Below are 16,917 nucleotides of genomic sequence, written 5' to 3'. Positions count from 1 at the left end.
ACTCTTATTCCATTGATTCATCGGTGTTCGCATCCAAGGCTGTCATTAAATCGTCCCGACCACCCACAATGAACGGGGAGTGTGTTGCTACTATTGAGTAAAAATCAGAAACCTTGGATATGGATAGTAACTCCGGTAAGAAAGCTTTCTGCCAATTAACGTGGAGGGATAGCTCGGGTTCGTCAATTAGTACTAAGGTATTTTTGGATACCTTAAATAGTAACTCGTATAGCAGGACGATTTCGTGTTGCTCTCCAGATGACAGTGAGTCTAGTGGTATTTCAAGGTCTCCGGGGCCTTCAGCGTAAAGGCCTTTGTCTTTGCTTAACCGGATTCTCTTGTTTTTAAATTTGTCTTTAAGGCTGTTTAAAAGGAGCTCGGTTCTGTCGGCTAGTGATTCAAAAGCTTTTAATTTTTCTTCGCTATCCTCAACGTATAGACTCATGATTTCGAGTTTTTGAGGGTCTACATGGTCTAGGACTTGAATGTTGAATGATTGAAAGTTTTCTGAATCTAGAATTCCTAGATTTTTTAAGTTCTCAAGTTGTTTTGCTAGCTCGGTGAGTCTGGTTTTTAAGTCAAGGAGCTCTAGGGGCTTTGCGGACTTTGTAATAAACCGATGAGGGAATGACTGATCTAGCTCTTGAGATTGTTTTCCATAGTCTTTCAGAGCGGTCCCGATGTTGTTAGCTAGTTTCGCTGAGCAGTCGTTGACTGCAGAAACCAATTTTGTGCCTTTCTTACCCCACTCATTGGCTTGTATTGGTTTGTAAAGTCTGTTTGTTTCTACGAGGTGAACGCTAACTGTTTTAAGTATTGTAGCTATTGATTCTATATTCCTGCGCTTCTCCTTTGATCTGCTTGGTCGGTGCAGAAAGGCATCTATCTCGTCGTGGCTTATTTCTTCGCCGGTGCGTTCGTCAAACCATACTCCAGGTGCAATTCTATTGTACCAAGGTGGAATTCGACCACCTACATTCACTTCTTCAGAGAAGTTATGGGAAGCATGTGTTTTCTTGTCTTTTTTTATTTCGACTTCAAGGCGGTGACCCATGTGCTTTCGACGTACCAGTTGTGAAACCGATACGCCTACTCGCTTCACGACTATCTCCCATCCGGTACTCAAGCGTGCATTGATTTGCGAGAAAGGAATTGAGGCTAGAGAGTCATAGTCGCAGCTAAATAAATTGCTAATGCTTTTTAGGAGTGCGGTTTTTCCTACTCCATTTGGGCCGTGTACGATTGTGACACCGTCTATATGATTAAGTGTGATTTTGTGATTGTAAAGTCCATATAAGCCGTGGATCTCATATTCAATAAGTCTTGCTGTGTTGCTTGTGATTGAATCATCCTCTTGATGATTTTCCATTCATTTTTCCTTTGCATGTAGGTGTATTGAATAATTGGGGGTAACTAAGTTTTTTACCGAGATTGGTATTTAGGTAACTTGCCGGAGCCGACATTTTGGGGCGCGGAGCATCCCCAAAACTGCTGCGCCGCCTTTGGCCCTATCTTCACGCTGCAAACCAGCAGCGCATTACCGCATTTCGGAAACTGCCGCTCGGCTGTCGGATCACTTCGACGCTTAAGGTTCTGTACATGCTCGCGGTGCGTAGCGAGGGTTGGCGCGCGGCGGCCGGTTTGCAGGGCGTGCAGCATGGCGTCGACTTCAGCCTCGCTGAATACCGGCTGCTGAAATGACTGGATATAGCGGATAAAGCCGATGCCCTGGGTCACGTTGGCCGGTACTTCGGTTTTGAAGGTGCTGCCGCCGACGAAGGTGATGACCGAGTGCAGGTGCTCGGGGTTAACGCCAAGGGTGGCTTCCAGGGCTTTGAGGTGCTTGTAGTTCTGCCGCAGCGGGTTCTGGAATTTGATGCTGCGTTTGTAGAGCTTCTGCGTCCACTGCGCCTGCTTCTCGCTGCTGAAGATCCAGCCGCTCATGTTCTTCGTTTCCAGCACGAAGATGCCGTAGGGCGAGAGGAATACGTGGTCTATCTGCGTGGTGCCGTCCGGCGTGTTCAGGGTGACGTTGTGCAGGTGGCGGTAGGTTTGCTTATCCAACTGCCAATGGGCGAACAGGCGCACCAGCAGTTCACCGATCTGTCCCTTGGCCCAGGGCGATTTGAGCAGGCCGATCAGCAGGGCTGCTGGGATCAGCCAGAGCAGGCTGTCTATAAGCGGGCGAAGAATGAGGCCTACGTCCATATTTTCTTCCGTGAGCAAAGCCGCTTGAGTGGCGCTCGTTGTACGAGCGAGCAGGCGTGCCAAAATCCAGTTGCCTGGCACTGATCTGGATAATGGCTAATTGCTTTCAATCGCTCAAGGGGATCGCGACCATTGTCCTATGGCCGCTAGACGGTTACGCCAGGTTTGGGGGCATTGCGCAGGGCTGAGCGCGCCCGACAAGATAGCTGTCCGATCCAGGCCGGGGTCATTTGGCAGGAGTTTTTGTTCATGAGCCGATTAGCGCACCTATTCGGCTCATTTGGTGAGCCGAATAATGGCTATCTGGCTCACCGTCTTCTCACCTGATGTTCGTTGGACTGTCGTGTCGCTTGCTGGTCAGCGCTTCTTCGCCAGCAATTCGGAGCGGCCAATCACTTCTCTGCTGCGTTCAGGTTTGCGCGGGCCGGAGAAGCCGGCGTCTTCGATGGCGCTATCGAGGCCACGAAAGTGTGCGGCGGCTTTGGGGCTGCGGACTGTTTCCATGCCTTCGTTCCAGGCGTGCACCATATGTTTGGCTACCTCGCGCCAGGCGAGTTCGTTCTTCGCGGCTTCGATGACTTCCTTACCGACCTCTACGGCGGACTCGCAGAGTTGCTCGAGCATGGCTGCGTATTTGCTCGGGGCAATGCCCAGTACGGCCTTGAAGAAGGTTTCCAGGGATCGACCCGGTGTCCAGGTTTGCCTGCCTCCAACGGACAGGCCAGGCGGGTTGCTGGCAAAGCGCGGGTAGGCCTGAGTGGTCACCAGGTCATAGACCGGCGTGAAGCGCACGTCAGATCGGGAGGAGTAGAACAGCGCGATATTCTTCGCGTGGCAGTCGGCATTGCGTACCACGTAGTTGGTCAGCAGGTGCCAGCCCAGGTGCTCGCGCTGCGCTTGCAAGCGGTCAGCGGGGATATAGGCGCGTGTGGCATTCCACACCCGTTCGGTGGTGGGCGCGTACTTTTCATGGGGCGGTAAACCCAGCAGCCCGCAGGCATCCTCGACGCCGTAGCGGGGGATGCCGTGTTCGTCCACGTCGAAGCGATCCACTACCAGGACCTTGCCGTCGTCAGACATGCGGCAGGCAGCGACCGGCACGACATTCAGCCGCTCCAGTACGCGCATGGTGTAGAACTCGTTGAAGCCCAGAAAAGGGGTAGTTTCGTCAGAGCCCTTGATGATGTGAAAGCCGGTGCGCAGGGTCGGTTTGCCCAGCGGCTCCCGAGGGGCGACGGTGTCGGTGGCAATGAACTTTGGCACGACCCCCGATACGGCGACCCGAGCGTATTGCCGCACCAGTGCGGCGAACCGTTCGCTGGTGTTTTCCGCTTTGAGCAGGTGTTCTATCTCCAGCGGCGCCATATCGACGCCGGGTTGAACACCCGCTGGCGTGACCGAGACTCTGCCGATACCGGTGCCGCCCACCACCCCCAGCAGTGACAGATCGGTACCATCGAGTAGCGGGCCAAATTCCTCGCGAATGACGCCCAGCAGATACCCCTCGGGCAGGTTCTGCCGGAAGAACGGGAAAAGGTCGCGCGGCCAGCGCCATGCTTCTTCCCGTACCGGCATCGTCAGGCTGACGAAGTCTTCCGCTACTGTGCCCGGCAGGTACTTCAGCACATATTCATCGCGCTCCCGATAGAGCTTGGCCACCCGCCGTGAGCTGACGTGGACGTCGAGGATCATGCTCAAGCACTCCCTGAGCGTTGCTCGTCGAGGATGTCTTCAACCGTGCGTTGATGCCCGGCTTTGACCAGCTTCAGGTCGTAGCCTGCCGCCTCCAGCAGGCGAACCAGCACCGAGACGCTCATATCGCCTTTGGCCAGGGTTTCCATACGGGCTACGGTGGTGCGCGAGACGCCAGCACGACTGGCCAGCGCTTCCTGGCTCAGTTTCGCGTCACCGCGCGCCTGTTTCAGCATTTCCGAAACGTCGTAAAGAGAGGTCATTTGTAGCCCTTGGGCGTCAAAAATCGAAGTATTGCCGAAAAATGTAGCTCGTGGGCTACAGCTATACAAGTAGCCTGAATCAATTATTGTGTCTCGTGGGCTACAGGATACGCCTGGTAATCGTTTCTTGTGGCTCTTGGGCTACATTTTTCGTAGGCAATGGCTGCGCAGCTTCTCAGAGCGTGGAGGCGTAGCGGCGAGTGAGGAGGGTGGTTCCATTTGAGGTGTGCAAAAACACAAAAGCCGCGCAATGCGCGGCTTTGAAGGTGGTGGGCCCACACGGACTCGAACCGTGGACCAAAGGATTATGAGTCCTCTGCTCTAACCAACTGAGCTATAGGCCCCCAGAAGGCCGGCGGATTATACCGGCGCGCTCTCGCCAGCGCCAACCGCTTGACCTGGTGGGAGAAATTTCCGGGTGAAGGCCTCGGCGGAAAGCGGGCAACTGACCACGTAGCCCTGGATTTGCAGGCAGCCTTCGGCGGCCAGGCAGAGTTCCTGGGCCTTGGTCTCCACGCCTTCGGCGATCACCGTCAGTTGCATGCTGTTGCCAAGGGCGATGATGGCGCGGGTGATCGCCAGGTCGTGCGGGTCGTCCGGCAGGCCACGGACGAAGGACTGGTCGATCTTCAGCACGTCCAGCGGCAGGCGCTTTAGGTAGCTGAGTGAGGAGTAGCCGGTGCCGAAGTCGTCGATGGCCAGTTGCACGCCGAGCTGTTTGAGGCGGTGGAGGATGTCCAGCGCTTCGCCGGCCTGGTTCATGATGAAGTTCTCGGTGATCTCCAGTTGCAGCAGCTCCGGCGCCAGGTTGTATTGCTGCAACAGTGCGCTGATGCGCGGCAGCAGGCTGGGCTGGTGCAGCTGGGCGCCGGCGAGGTTGACCGAGAGGGCGCCGAAGCCGTGGCCGCTTTCCTGCCAGTCCTGCAGTTGGCGGCAGGCTTGTTCCAGCACCCAGTCGCCCAGCGGCAGGATCAGCCCGCTTTCTTCGGCCACCGGGATGAAGCGATCCGGCGGGATGTCGCCGAACACCGGGTGCGGCCAGCGTACCAGCGCTTCGGCGCCGACCAGGCTCTGGCTGCGCAGGCAGAGCTTGGGCTGGTAGTACAGGCACAGTTCGTCGCGCTCCAGGGCGCGGCGCAGTTCCTGTTCCATGGCCATGCGTTCGTTGACCTGGAAGGTCAGCGAGCGGGTATAGAGCTCGCTGCGGTTACGGCCCTTGGCCTTGGATTGGTACATGGCCGCGTCGGCGTTCTTGACCAGGGTGGCGACGTCGAGGCCGTCCTTGGGGTAGAGGCTGATGCCGATGCTGGCGCTGATGAAGAACTCGTGGTTGTCGAGCTGGAACGGTGCGCGGAAGCATTCGAGCAGTTTCTGCGCGACCTGTTCGGCGTCCTGCGGCTGGTGCAGGCCGGGCAGCAGGATGATGAATTCGTCGCCGCCGAGACGGGCGACGGTGTCGATATCGCGCAGTTGCAGTTTCAGGCGCGCGGCGATGGCCTTGAGCAACTGGTCGCCGACCGGGTGGCCGAGGCTGTCGTTGATCTGCTTGAAGCGGTCGAGGTCGAGAAACAGCACGGCGCCCAGTTGGTCGTCGGCGCGTGAGCCATCCAGGGCGCTGCGCAGACGGTTCTCGAACAGCAGGCGGTTGGGCAGGCCGGTCAGCGGGTCGTGGTGGGCCTGATGATCGAGGCGTGCCTGGGCATGCTTGAGGCTGGAGATGTCGGCGAATACCCCGACGAAGTGGGTGATCTGGTTATCGCAGTTGCGCACGGCGCTGATGGTCAGCCATTCGGGGTACAGCTCGCCGTTCTTGCGCCGGTTCCAGATTTCCCCCTGCCAGTGGCCGTTGGCCGCCAGGCTGTGCCACATGGCGGCGTAGAAGGCGTTGTCGTGCTGGCCGGAGGAGAGCAGGTTGGGACGCTGGCCTAGAGCTTCGGCCTCGCTGTAACCGGTGATCTGGGTAAAGGCGCGGTTGACCGCGGTGATGCGCTGTTCGAGGTCGGTGATCAACACGCCTTCGGCGGTGCTTTCGAAAACGGTGGCGGCTTGTTGCAGTTCTTCCTGCATCTGCTGGCGTTCGGTGATGTCGCGAGCGATGGTCAGCAGGCACTCGTCGCCGCCGATGGGCAGCGGCTGCGCGGAGAGTTCGCAGAGGCGCAACTGGCCGCTCTTGGTGCGCACCGGGGCGATCAGGTCGCGCACGCTGCCTTGCTCACGAATGCGTTGCACCAGGCGTTCACGATCTTTCGGGTCGGCCCAGATGCCCAGGCTGAGGGTGCTTTGTTCGGCAATCTCGCCGAGGCTGTAGCCGGTGATGCGGCTGAAACCTTCGTTGGCCTCCACCAGCAGGCCGTCGCGCAGACGGGTGATCAGCAGGCCATCGGGCGAGGCGTGGAAGGCCTTGGCGAACTTCTCTTCGGAAATCTGCAGTTGCTGCTGGGTGCTCTTGAGCTGGCTGATGTCGCGCACCACCACAACCAGTGCCAGGGTGTTGTCGAGCATGAACTGACTGGCCGAGATGAGGCCGGTGAACAGGCTGCCATCGGCGCGGCGGAAGGGCATTTCCAGGTTGCGCAGGCTTTCGTCCTGCAGACGCAGCAGCAAGCTCGGGCCGATGCCAGGCACGCCCCATAGATCGAGTTCGGTGGCGGTCTTGCCGATGGCTTGTTCGACGCTGATGCCGGTCTGTTCGGTGAAGGCGGTGTTGACCTCCAGCAGTACACCGTCGACGCGTCGAGCAATGATCAGGATGTCCGGGCATTGCTGGAACACCGAGGCGAACTTCTGCTCCGACAGGCGCAGTGCCTGCTCGGTCTGCTTGGCGTCGCTGATGTCGACCATCACGCCGCGAATCACCTGGCGGTCGTCGCGTTGCAGCAGGGTGACGATGTCGCGCACCCACACCGTGCGCCCGTCGGCGGCGAGCAGGCGGTATTCCAGGGCGTGGTCGTTGCCGGCCGAGCATTGTTCCAGGCAGGTGCGCAGGGTACGCTGGTGATCGTCCGGGTGCAGGTGGCACTGCCAGAAGCCGGGCTCCAGCCATTCGTGCAGGGGATAGCCCAGCAATTTTTCCGCATGGGGCGAGACATAGGTGTAGGTGAGCCCGCTGGACTCGGTTTCCCAGGTGATGGCCGAGAGGCTTTCGACCATGTCGCGAAAGTGCTGCTCGCGGTTACGCAGTTCCTGCTCCAGCGCTTCACGGTTGCGCATCTCGCGTTTCAGGCGGTGGTTGATGCGCAGGATGATGGCGATGACCGCCAGCAGGCCGAGCAGGGCTGGCAGGCCGTAGAGCAGGGTTTCGTGCCAGACGCTGCGTTTGTCCAGCACGCTGCCGACCCAGGGTTCCTGCAAGGCGGCGATTTCTTCGGCGCTGAGCTCGGCGAAGAGCTTGTCGAGAATGCCGACCAGCATGCTCTGGTCACGCGGGGCGGCCATGGCCAACTGGTAGCGATAGGGCGTCTCGCCGCTGATGTAGACGCCGTCGAGCTTGAGCTGGCGCAGGCTCCAGACGCTGGAGGCAAGATCACCGACCATGGCATCGACCTGGTTGGTCGCCAGCGCCTGCAGGGCGGCGGCGACGTTGCGCAGCGGCAGCAGGTTGAGATCGGGGTGTTGCTGGCGCAGCAGCTCGTGCGGGGCGTAGTCAGCCACCACGGCAATCTTCAAACCGTACAGCTCATTGAGCGTTCTCGGCTGCGGCCCGCCGTTGCGGGCGAGGATGACGATGGGAAAGTCCAGGTAGGGGCGGGTGAAGATCAGGTATTCCCGGCGTTCGGGTGTCGACATCACGCCGGGGAGCAGGTCGACCTGGCCCATGCGCGCCTGCTCCAGTATCGCGCTCCAGTTGCTGGGCTCGACGGGTTGCAGCGTCACGTCAAGACGCTCTTCGATCAGCCGTACATAGGCGGCGGTCAGGCCGTGATAGTTACCCTGTTCGTCACGAAACTCGAAAGGGGGCCAGGATGCATCGACACCCAGACGTAGTTCGGGGTGTGCTGCCAGCCAGGTGCGCTCGTCCTCGTTGAGTGTCAGGGCTAGGGCCGGGGTCATCCAGTACGCCAGGCACAACAGCACAATGGCCGGCAAGCGGGGCATAACGGCCTCGTTTCGCGATCAGTATCGTCGTAGTGTAGATCGGCCATTGCCGGGATGGCAGTTTGATTGCAGCGTCTGCGCTGCCTTTGGCTGGCGAGTGAGCGGGCGCACGGCCCAGAAAGCAAAACCCCCGGCCTGGGCCGGGGGTTCTGGTATCACTCGTCGAGGAAGGAGCGCAGATGCTCGCTTCGCGTCGGGTGGCGCAGCTTGCGCAGCGCCTTGGCTTCGATCTGGCGGATACGCTCACGGGTGACATCGAACTGCTTGCCCACTTCCTCGAGGGTGTGGTCGGTGTTCATGTCGATACCGAAGCGCATGCGCAGGACCTTGGCTTCACGGGCAGTGAGGCCGGCCAGCACTTCGCGAGTGGCTTCCTTGAGGCTTTCGACCGTGGCTACGTCGATCGGGGACTGCATGGTGCTGTCCTCGATGAAGTCGCCCAGGTGCGAGTCTTCGTCGTCGCCGATCGGGGTTTCCATGGAGATCGGCTCTTTGGCGATCTTCAATACCTTGCGGATCTTGTCCTCGGGCATTTCCATGCGCTCACCCAGCTCTTCCGGAGTGGGCTCGCGGCCCATTTCCTGAAGCATCTGACGGGAGATGCGGTTGAGCTTGTTGATGGTCTCGATCATGTGCACCGGAATACGGATGGTGCGCGCCTGGTCGGCGATCGAGCGGGTGATCGCCTGGCGAATCCACCAGGTGGCGTAGGTCGAGAACTTGTAGCCGCGACGGTATTCGAACTTGTCCACCGCCTTCATTAGGCCGATGTTGCCTTCCTGGATCAGGTCGAGGAACTGCAGGCCGCGGTTGGTGTACTTCTTGGCGATGGAGATGACCAGACGCAGGTTGGCCTCGACCATTTCCTTCTTGGCGCGGCGAGCTTTCGCTTCACCGATGGACATGCGCCGGTTGATGTCCTTGATCTCGGCCAGGCTCAGGCTGCACTCGGCTTCCAGATCGGCCAGCTTCTGCTGGCAGCGCTGGATGTCGCCCTGCAGGTTGCCCAGGGCTTCGGCGTACTTGGCCTTGCCCTTGGCCAGGTCGGCGGCCCAGTCCATGTCGATTTCGTTGCCCGGGAACAGGCGCAGGAAGTCGGCACGCGGCATGCGCGCATCACGCACGCACAGCTGCATGATGGCGCGTTCTTGCGCACGCAGACGGTCGAGGGCGTCGCGCACCTGGGTGACCAGGGCGTCGTACTGCTTGGGCACCAGCTTGATCGGCATGAACAGCTCGGCCAGGGTGGCCAGCTCTTCGGTGGCCTGCTTGCTGCCACGACCATGCTTCTTCAGCGCCTTGAGGACTTTGTCCTGCTGCTCGGCCACGGCAGTGAAACGGCGAGCCGCTTCTTCCGGGTCCGGGCCGCCATCGCCTTCTTCTTCCTCGTCGTCGCCGCTCTCGTCTTCTTCTTCGTCGTCGCTTTCTTCAGCGGCGGCGCCTTCCTTGACGGGAACGGGGGCGGCGGCTTCGTCAGGCACGCTGCCGTCATCCGGGTCAATGTAGCCACTGAGGACTTCGGCCAGGCGGCCGCCCTCGGTGGTGACGCGGGTGTACTCGGCGAGGATGCCGTCGACGGTGCCGGGGAAGTGAGCGATGGCGCTCATGACTTCGCGGATGCCTTCCTCGATGCGTTTGGCGATTTCGATCTCGCCTTCGCGGGTCAGCAGTTCCACGGTGCCCATTTCGCGCATGTACATGCGCACCGGGTCAGTGGTGCGGCCGATATCGGTCTCGACGGCGGCGAGGGCAGCAGCTGCTTCTTCGGCTGCAGCCTCGTCGGTGTCGGCATCGGCCAGCATCAGGGCGTCTGCATCCGGAGCACTCTCGTGTACCGGGATCCCCATGTCATTGATCATGCGGATGATGTCTTCCACCTGCTCAGGATCTGAAATGTCCTCAGGCAAGTGGTCGTTGACCTCTGCGTAAGTCAGATACTTCTGCTCACGACCCAGGGTGATCAACTCTTTGATACGAGATTGCTGCTGCGCTTTTACGGACATAACACCCTATCCACTGAAGGTCTTGGCGGGCTGAAAACAAGCCGAGGATTATACCTCGGTTTTGGCTTTAGGCGCCAGTTGGGGACTTGCTGCTCTGCGAGGAGGTCAGGCTGTAGTGCTCTCTGAGCAATGTCTTTTCCTCGTCTGTGAGCTCGCTGGGGCTTTTATGAATGATGCTGCGGAGCGCCTTTTCACGCCGCCTCTGCGATTGACTATTTGCAAGTGTAGTAATGGTGTCGAAAAACTGCTGTTCAAGGTTGTCGCCCTGGATCAGCCATTCCTTCTCCGCCAGCGCCCGCAGCAGGCGACCTTGTTCGGTGCCGTGCCAGCGGGCGATCAGTTGCAGCGAACGCAGGTTGGGCGTTTTCTGCAGGGCACCGACCAAGGCCACGAGAAGCTGAGCGTAAGTGTCGTTTTCGTCGGCGAAATGGCTGACATCTTCGACCTTCTGCGCCAGATGCGGATGGTGCAGCAACGTGCGCAGGGCGATCAGGTGCGGTGATTCGACGCTCACGGCAGTGCGCGGGGCACGTGGGGCGAAATCGCCCTTGCCCTTCTTGTTCCATTTGCCGCCGCCATCTTTTTTCCAGCTGCCCTTACCGCCTTCGTTGCTGCGCTCGTAGTGCTGCTGGGGCGGTGCGGGCTGCTCGTAACCGCCGACGTCCGGCAGGTTGTCGTAGTAGGCGCTGTCGGGGATGTCGCCGTAATCCGGGTAATCGCTGCTGGGCGCCTGGCTGGTGGTGCTCGGCGCGTGACTGCGCGGTGCACTGGCGACCTGGCTCAGCGCTTCGCCGGAAAGGCCGGTGATTTCGCTAAGGCGCTGGCGCATCAGGGCGCGCAGGTTGTTGCCGGGAATCTTGTCGATCAGCGGCGCGGCCAGGGTCACCAGGTGTGCCTTGCCTTCCAGTGAGCGCGGGTCGGCTTCTTCGCACAGCTGCTGGAAGAAGTAGTCGGCCAGCGGTTGCGCGTGCTGGTTGATGCGTGCGCGGAAGGCGTCGGTGCCTTCGGCGCGCACCAGGGTGTCCGGGTCTTCGCCTTCGGGCAGGAACAGAAAGCGCGCGCGGCGACCGTCCTGCAGGCTCGACAGGGTGGACTCCAGGGCGCGCCAGGCGGCGTTGCGCCCGGCAGCGTCGCCGTCGAAGCAGAACAGCACGCTGGGCACGATGCGGAACAGGCGCTTGAGGTGCTCTTCGCTGGTGGCCGTGCCCAGGGTCGCCACGGCATTGCGCAGGCCTTGCTGGGCCAGGGCGATGACGTCCATGTAGCCTTCGACCACCATGATCTCGTCGAGATCGCGGTTGTGCTTGCGCGCCTCGTACAGGCCGTAGAGCTCCTGGCCCTTGTGGAACACGGGGGTTTCCGGCGAGTTGAGGTACTTGGGTTTGTCGTCGCCCAGCACGCGGCCACCGAAGGCGATCACCCGGCCGCGGCTGTCGCGGATGGGGAACATGATGCGGTCGCGGAAGCGGTCGTAGCGCCTGCCGTTCTCGGCGTTCTCGATCAGCAGGCCGGCGTCGATCATGACCTTCTGCTGCAGGGCGTCGGCGCCCAGTTGCTTGAGCAGGTTGTCCCAGCCGGGCGGGGCGAAGCCGATGCCGAAGTCGCGGGCGATTTCGCCGGTCAGGCCGCGGCCCTTGAGGTAGTCCACCGCGTATTTGCGCTGCGGATGGCTTTTCAGCGCCTGGCGATAGTGCTCGGCGGCGGCATTGAGCAGCGGGTAGAGCGGTGAGTCGACCGGCTGTCTGGGTTTGTGTCCGCGGCCGCTTTCTTCGCGCGGCACGTCCATGCCGGCGCGTTTGGCCAACTCCTCGATCGCCTGGGGAAATTCCAGTTGATCGTGGTCCATGACGAAGCCGAGGGCGTTGCCACCGGCGCCGCAGCCGAAGCAGTAGTAGAACTGTTTGTCCGGGCTGACGGTGAAGGAGGGGGTCTTTTCCTTGTGGAACGGGCAGCAGGCGCTGTAGTTCTTGCCGGTCTTCTTCAGCTGGATGCGCGAACTCACCACATCGACGATGTCGGTGCGGTTGAGCAGGTCATCGATGAAGGATTGCGGTATCAGGCCGGCCATAGGCGCTCAGCATACTGCCCGGCGCAAGCGCGGGACAACGATGGGTAGAAAAGCAAAAACTCCGCTCACTCGCTAAGGTGCGAGGCGGAGTCTTTCAAATGCAATGCCCGGCCAGGGCCGGGCATTCGAGCGCTGCGTGTACGGTATTAGTACAGGCGGACGCTGCGACGCTGTTCGCGCTGCACTTTCTTGGCGTGACGCTTAACAGCGGCAGCGGCCTTGCGCTTACGCTCAGCGGTCGGCTTTTCGTAGAATTCGCGGCTACGGACTTCAGCCAGTACGCCGGCTTTTTCGCAGGAGCGCTTGAAACGACGCAGGGCTACGTCGAAGGGTTCGTTCTCTTTAACTTTGACGGCTGGCATCCAGGTCGTACCTTCGTTAATTACCGGTGTTCAACGCGCTCCCGGCAAATGGCTCGGGTTGCGTCGGTTTTTAAGGGTTGCGGATGTTACCCCCTCGAGCCGAGGAATGCAAAGGCCTCTGATCGAAAAGCGCTGGCCGCTCCGCCGGGCGGCGCTTATCATGCGCGCCTTTGTTCCACGCGGCAAATCAAGGCTCAAGCTCCATGCTCGTACTGGGATTGGAAACCTCCTGCGATGAAACCGGCGTCGCGCTCTATGACAGCGAGCGCGGCCTGCTGGCTGACGCCCTGTTCAGCCAGATCGACCTGCATCGCGTCTACGGCGGCGTAGTGCCGGAACTGGCCTCGCGCGATCACGTCAAGCGCATGCTTCCGCTGATCCGCCAGGTGCTGGGTGAGGCGGGCAAGCAGGCCAGCGATATCGACGCCCTGGCCTACACGGCAGGCCCCGGCCTGGTCGGCGCGCTGCTGGTTGGTGCCTCCTGCGCCCAGGCGCTGGCTTTTGCCTGGGGCGTGCCGGCCATCGGCGTGCATCATATGGAAGGTCATTTGCTGGCACCCATGCTGGAAGAGCAGCCTCCAGCCTTTCCGTTCGTCGCCTTGTTGGTGTCCGGCGGCCACACCCAGTTGGTGCGAGTCGATGGCATCGGCCAGTACCAGTTGCTTGGCGAGTCGCTGGACGATGCCGCCGGTGAGGCCTTCGACAAGACCGCCAAGCTGATGGGGCTGAATTATCCGGGCGGCCCGGAAATCGCCAGGCTGGCCGAGCAGGGCACGCCGGGGCGCTTCGTCTTCCCGCGGCCGATGACCGATCGCCCGGGGCTGGACTTCAGTTTCAGCGGCCTCAAGACCTTTGCGCTCAATACCTGGCAGCAATGCCGCGACAGCGGTGACGACCTCGACCAAGCCCGCCGCGACATCGCGCTGGCCTTCCAGCAGGCGGTGGTTGAGACTCTGACCATCAAGTGCAAGCGCGCGCTCAAGCAGAGCGGGCTGAAAAGCCTGGTCATCGCTGGTGGCGTGAGTGCCAACAAGGCGCTGCGTGAGCATCTGGAGCGCATGCTGGGTGAAATGAAGGGCAAGGTGTTCTACGCGCGTCCGCGTTTCTGCACCGACAACGGCGCGATGATCGCCTACGCCGGTTGCCAGCGTTTACTGGCCGGGCAGCATGAGGATCTGGCGATCAAGGTGCAGGCGCGCTGGCCGATGGAGTCGCTGCCGGCGATTTAACGAGTCGAGGCTCTGTAGGAGCGGCTTCAGCCGCGCTTTGCAGTCCGACCGGTTGCTTAAAAACGCCGCTCGCGGCCGGCGAACAGATCGCGCAGATTGCTGCGGTGACGCCAGACAATCAGCCCGGTGAGTACGCAGGCCGGCAGCAGGGCCGCCGGTTGTTGCCAGGCCAGCAGCGGTAGCGTCAGCGGTGTGGCGATCAGCGAGGCCAGCGAGCTGGTGCGGGTCAGCAGAAATACCAGGGCCCAGGCCGCCAGGGCGAGCAAGGCCGCCGGTGGGTAGAGGCCGAGTAGCATGCCGGCGGCAGTGGCCACGCCCTTGCCGCCACGAAAACGGAAGTACAGCGGGTAGAGATGGCCGACGACGGCCGCCAGGCCAATCCAGGCCTGTTGGTGCAGGCTGAGGCCGAGCAGCTTGGCGATCAGGATCGGTAGCAGGCCCTTGAGCAGGTCGCCGATCAGCGTCATCACAGCGAGCTTCTTGCCGGCCACGCGCAGCATGTTGGTGGCGCCGGGGTTGCCCGAGCCGCTGGCGCGCGGGTCTGGCCCGCCAGCGAGGCGGCTGAGCAGGATGGCGAAGGACAGCGAACCGAGCAGGTAGGCAAGGATTGCCAGAAGCCAGAACATGGTGGCCATTCCAGGGCATGGGGTGGCCCGATTCTAACGAGGTGCAGCGCCCTTGTCGTGGCGCGGAGAGTGCGGGTGGACAGAGTATTTATCGAGGGGCTGGAAGTCGACACGGTGATCGGCGCCTACGATTGGGAGCGCGAGATTCGCCAGTGCCTGCGCCTGGACCTGCAGATGGCCTGGGACAACCGCCCCGCCGCCGCCGGTGATGACCTCAACCTGGCGCTCGACTACGCCAGCGTGTCCACGCGCATCCAGGCCTTCGCGGCCGAGTCGCAGTTCATTCTGGTCGAGACCTTCGCCGAACGCCTGGTGCAGACCCTGATGGAAGAGTTCAACATTCCCTGGATGCGTCTGAAGCTGACCAAGCCCGGCGCGGTGCCAGCCGCTCGCGGTGGCGTGGGCGTGGAGATCGAGCGCGGATGCCTCTGACTCGGGTCTTTCTCGGCCTCGGCAGCAATGTCGAGCGCGAGGCTCACCTCACCGCCGGTCTCGATGCGTTGGCGGGGCTGCTCAGCGACATGCGCTGCTCGCCGGTGTTCGAGAGCCATGCGGTGGGAATCAAGAGCGGTAACTTCTTCAACCTGGTGGTGGTCGGTGAGACGGAGCTGCCGCTGTTGGAGCTGGACCGCCGGCTGAAATTCATCGAAGCCGACAATGGCCGCTACGCGCCGGACCGCAAGGGTTTGCCGCTGGACATCGACGTGCTGCTGTATGGCGAACAGGTCGGCAACTTCAACGGCCTGATCCTGCCGCGCGCGGAAATTCTCAAGAACGCCTTCGTGCTCTGGCCGCTGGCACTGTTGGCGCCGCAGCTGCAGCACCCGGTGGCTGGCCGTTCCTTCGCCGAGTTATGGGCGTCGGCGCAGATCGATCAGCAGCTATGGCCGGCGGCTTTCCAGTGGCGTGGCACCGAGCTGACGCCGGCAGAGCTGCTGCAGACGCATTCGGTCTAGTTGGCTGCGGCCAGGCCTTTGTAGGGTGCGCCGCGCGCACCACGGTTACCGGTACGCGCACGGCCCCGCGACACCCTGCGGTTGTAGCCCGGATGAGACCCGGGACTTGCGTCGGGTGCTATCCCGGATTTCATCCGGGCCCCGTTGTTTGCTGTTCCTTATAGGCCTTGAGTGCCCCCAGGCGCTCGCGGTTGAGCGCTTCGCCCAACTCGGCGCCCTTGAATCCCTTCTCCAGTAACGGTTTGACCGGTACCTGCCGTGCTGCCTCGGCGGCGCCCAGCAGGTAGGCGCCCTGTGGGTAGTCGCGTTGCTCCAGGCCCAGGCGACCACGCGCATCCATCTCGCAGGCGGCGACGAATTCGGCGAAGCGCTGCGGGCGGCGGAACACGTCGAAGCGTTGCAGCAGTTCCAGTAGCGTCGAGGGGCGCAGCTCCAGCGCGCGATGGCCATGGGTGTGAAACTCACCGACCAGCATTGCCAGCTCGGCGCAGTCACGGGGTGCTTTGCAGTGTTCGTTGATCGCCTGGATCAGGCGCAGGCCCTTTTGCTCGTGAGCGATATGCCGCGGCCACTCATCCTCGGGCGTCAGGCCTTTGCCGACGTCATGCAGCAGGCTGGCCCAGCGCACGTTCAGCGGCTGGTCGTGCTCCGCACACTGGCGCAGCACGCTGAGCACATGCACGCCGGTATCGATTTCAGGATGGTGTGCCTGCGGTTGTGGCACACCGAACAGATCGTCCACTTCCGGCAGCAGGGCGGCCAGCGCGCCGCAGTCGCGCAGCACCTGGACGAACACGTCTGGACGCGGCTCCATCAGGGCGCGGGAGATTTCCTTCCAGCTGCGTTCGGCGGTGAGGTGGGCCAGTTCGCCTGACTCGGCCAACTCACGCATCAGCATCAGGGTTTCTGGCGCGACGCTGAAGCCGAACGGCGCATAGCGCGCGGCGAAGCGGGCCACGCGCAAGACACGCAGCGGATCTTCGGCGAACGCCGGGGAAACGTGACGCAGGACGCGGGCTTCAAGATCCTGCTGGCCGTTATAGGGATCGATCAGGTTACCTTGGTCGTCCTCGGCCATGGCATTGACGGTGAGGTCGCGGCGGATCAGGTCCTGTTCCAGGGTGACGTCGGGGCTGGCGTGGAAGGTGAAACCGCCATAGCCGCGCCCGCTCTTGCGCTCGGTGCGGGCCAGAGCATATTCCTCGCCCGTTTGCGGGTGCAGGAACACCGGAAAGTCGGCGCCCACCGGGCGGTAGCCGAGTTCGAGCATCTGCTCGGCGCTGGCGCCGACCACGACCCAATCCACTTCACTGACGGGGCGGCCAAGCAGGCGATCGCGCACGGCGCCGCCGACTTTGTAGATCTGCATGTATATTCCTCCACTGAGCGCAGAGGATACCGAAGAACGTGTCGAG

The 16,917-nt window shown here is 61.4% G+C and carries 12 protein-coding genes, 1 tRNA gene and 1 pseudogene; 3 read left to right on the top strand and 11 right to left on the bottom strand.

Going from position 1 to position 16,917, the window contains the following annotated elements:
* Window positions 1–4: 4 nt before the first annotated feature.
* The 9 genes and pseudogenes from BM186_RS18495 to rpsU all read right to left on the bottom strand — a co-directional run bounded on the left by BM186_RS18495 (window position 5) and on the right by rpsU (window position 12,691).
* Complete coding sequence (locus tag BM186_RS18495; protein ID WP_074917251.1) at window positions 5–1,369, bottom strand: AAA family ATPase; 1,365 nt, start codon at window positions 1,367–1,369, stop codon at window positions 5–7.
* Window positions 1,370–1,438: 69 nt separating this feature from the next.
* A pseudogene (locus BM186_RS18490) lies at window positions 1,439–2,208 on the bottom strand (nuclease-related domain-containing protein).
* Window positions 2,209–2,565: 357 nt separating this feature from the next.
* Window positions 2,566–3,900, bottom strand: coding sequence for a type II toxin-antitoxin system HipA family toxin (locus BM186_RS18485; RefSeq protein WP_074917248.1), 1,335 nt, complete (start codon window positions 3,898–3,900; stop codon window positions 2,566–2,568).
* A 2-nt stretch (window positions 3,901–3,902) separates the two neighbouring features.
* Window positions 3,903–4,163: a helix-turn-helix transcriptional regulator gene (locus BM186_RS18480; RefSeq protein WP_074917247.1), complete on the bottom strand. Its 261-nt coding sequence runs from the start codon at window positions 4,161–4,163 to the stop codon at window positions 3,903–3,905.
* Between the two features lie 267 nt (window positions 4,164–4,430).
* Window positions 4,431–4,507: transfer RNA gene (locus BM186_RS18475), tRNA-Ile, on the bottom strand.
* A gap of 16 nt (window positions 4,508–4,523) precedes the next feature.
* Window positions 4,524–8,258 (bottom strand): bifunctional diguanylate cyclase/phosphodiesterase, encoded by a 3,735-nt coding sequence (locus tag BM186_RS18470; RefSeq protein WP_074917245.1) that lies wholly within the window; start codon window positions 8,256–8,258, stop codon window positions 4,524–4,526.
* 155 nt (window positions 8,259–8,413) lie between these two features.
* Window positions 8,414–10,261 carry an RNA polymerase sigma factor RpoD gene (gene rpoD / locus BM186_RS18465; RefSeq protein WP_074917243.1) on the bottom strand — a complete coding sequence of 616 codons (1,848 nt, stop codon included), beginning with the start codon at window positions 10,259–10,261 and terminating at the stop codon, window positions 8,414–8,416.
* A 67-nt stretch (window positions 10,262–10,328) separates the two neighbouring features.
* Window positions 10,329–12,329, bottom strand: a complete 2,001-nt coding sequence (dnaG, locus tag BM186_RS18460; protein ID WP_074917241.1) for a DNA primase — start codon at window positions 12,327–12,329, stop codon at window positions 10,329–10,331.
* A 146-nt stretch (window positions 12,330–12,475) separates the two neighbouring features.
* On the bottom strand, window positions 12,476–12,691 hold the full coding sequence (gene rpsU, locus BM186_RS18455; RefSeq protein WP_003290642.1) for a 30S ribosomal protein S21: 216 nt from the start codon (window positions 12,689–12,691) through the stop codon (window positions 12,476–12,478).
* A 203-nt stretch (window positions 12,692–12,894) separates the two neighbouring features.
* On the opposite strand from rpsU, the gene tsaD reads away from it, so the two are divergent.
* Window positions 12,895–13,920 (top strand): tRNA (adenosine(37)-N6)-threonylcarbamoyltransferase complex transferase subunit TsaD, encoded by a 1,026-nt coding sequence (gene tsaD, locus BM186_RS18450; RefSeq protein WP_074917226.1) that lies wholly within the window; start codon window positions 12,895–12,897, stop codon window positions 13,918–13,920.
* Window positions 13,921–13,976: 56 nt separating this feature from the next.
* Here the strand turns inward: tsaD and plsY are convergent, their stop codons facing one another.
* On the bottom strand, window positions 13,977–14,546 hold the full coding sequence (plsY, locus tag BM186_RS18445) for a glycerol-3-phosphate 1-O-acyltransferase PlsY (protein ID WP_041980093.1): 570 nt from the start codon (window positions 14,544–14,546) through the stop codon (window positions 13,977–13,979).
* 75 nt (window positions 14,547–14,621) lie between these two features.
* Between plsY and folB the strand changes: the two genes are divergently transcribed.
* Entirely contained in the window at window positions 14,622–14,978 is a 357-nt protein-coding gene (gene folB, locus BM186_RS18440) for a dihydroneopterin aldolase (RefSeq protein WP_003463543.1), read from the top strand.
* The gene (gene folK, locus BM186_RS18435) at window positions 14,969–15,502 is read left to right on the top strand and encodes a 2-amino-4-hydroxy-6-hydroxymethyldihydropteridine diphosphokinase (RefSeq protein ID WP_072425024.1); all 534 of its coding nucleotides are present in this window, start codon (window positions 14,969–14,971) and stop codon (window positions 15,500–15,502) included. The genes folB and folK overlap by 10 nt, the downstream gene beginning before the upstream one ends.
* A gap of 130 nt (window positions 15,503–15,632) precedes the next feature.
* On the opposite strand, the gene BM186_RS18430 is transcribed toward folK, so the two are convergent.
* Complete coding sequence (locus BM186_RS18430) at window positions 15,633–16,871, bottom strand: multifunctional CCA addition/repair protein (RefSeq protein ID WP_074917224.1); 1,239 nt, start codon at window positions 16,869–16,871, stop codon at window positions 15,633–15,635.
* Window positions 16,872–16,917 lie beyond the last annotated feature (46 nt).

The organism is Ectopseudomonas toyotomiensis, from assembly GCF_900115695.1.
Lineage (GTDB): Bacteria > Pseudomonadota > Gammaproteobacteria > Pseudomonadales > Pseudomonadaceae > Aquipseudomonas > Aquipseudomonas toyotomiensis.
The sequence above is the reverse complement of the archived record's forward strand: the minus strand, read 5'-3'. Positions and strand labels throughout refer to the sequence as shown.

What these genes read in the sequence shown, in the direction of transcription:
- BM186_RS18430 (WP_074917224.1), bottom strand. Translation starts at nt 16,871, where the DNA reads ATGCAGATCTACAAAGTCGGCGGCGCCGTGCGCGATCGCCTGCTTGGC.
- BM186_RS18470 (WP_074917245.1), bottom strand. Translation starts at nt 8,258, where the DNA reads ATGCCCCGCTTGCCGGCCATTGTGCTGTTGTGCCTGGCGTACTGGATG.
- rpoD (WP_074917243.1), bottom strand. Translation starts at nt 10,261, where the DNA reads ATGTCCGTAAAAGCGCAGCAGCAATCTCGTATCAAAGAGTTGATCACC.
- rpsU (WP_003290642.1), bottom strand. Translation starts at nt 12,691, where the DNA reads ATGCCAGCCGTCAAAGTTAAAGAGAACGAACCCTTCGACGTAGCCCTG.
- dnaG (WP_074917241.1), bottom strand. Translation starts at nt 12,329, where the DNA reads ATGGCCGGCCTGATACCGCAATCCTTCATCGATGACCTGCTCAACCGC.
- plsY (WP_041980093.1), bottom strand. Translation starts at nt 14,546, where the DNA reads ATGTTCTGGCTTCTGGCAATCCTTGCCTACCTGCTCGGTTCGCTGTCC.
- BM186_RS18495 (WP_074917251.1), bottom strand. Translation starts at nt 1,369, where the DNA reads ATGGAAAATCATCAAGAGGATGATTCAATCACAAGCAACACAGCAAGA.
- BM186_RS18485 (WP_074917248.1), bottom strand. Translation starts at nt 3,900, where the DNA reads ATGATCCTCGACGTCCACGTCAGCTCACGGCGGGTGGCCAAGCTCTAT.
- tsaD (WP_074917226.1), top strand. Translation starts at nt 12,895, where the DNA reads ATGCTCGTACTGGGATTGGAAACCTCCTGCGATGAAACCGGCGTCGCG.
- folK (WP_072425024.1), top strand. Translation starts at nt 14,969, where the DNA reads ATGCCTCTGACTCGGGTCTTTCTCGGCCTCGGCAGCAATGTCGAGCGC.
- BM186_RS18480 (WP_074917247.1), bottom strand. Translation starts at nt 4,163, where the DNA reads ATGACCTCTCTTTACGACGTTTCGGAAATGCTGAAACAGGCGCGCGGT.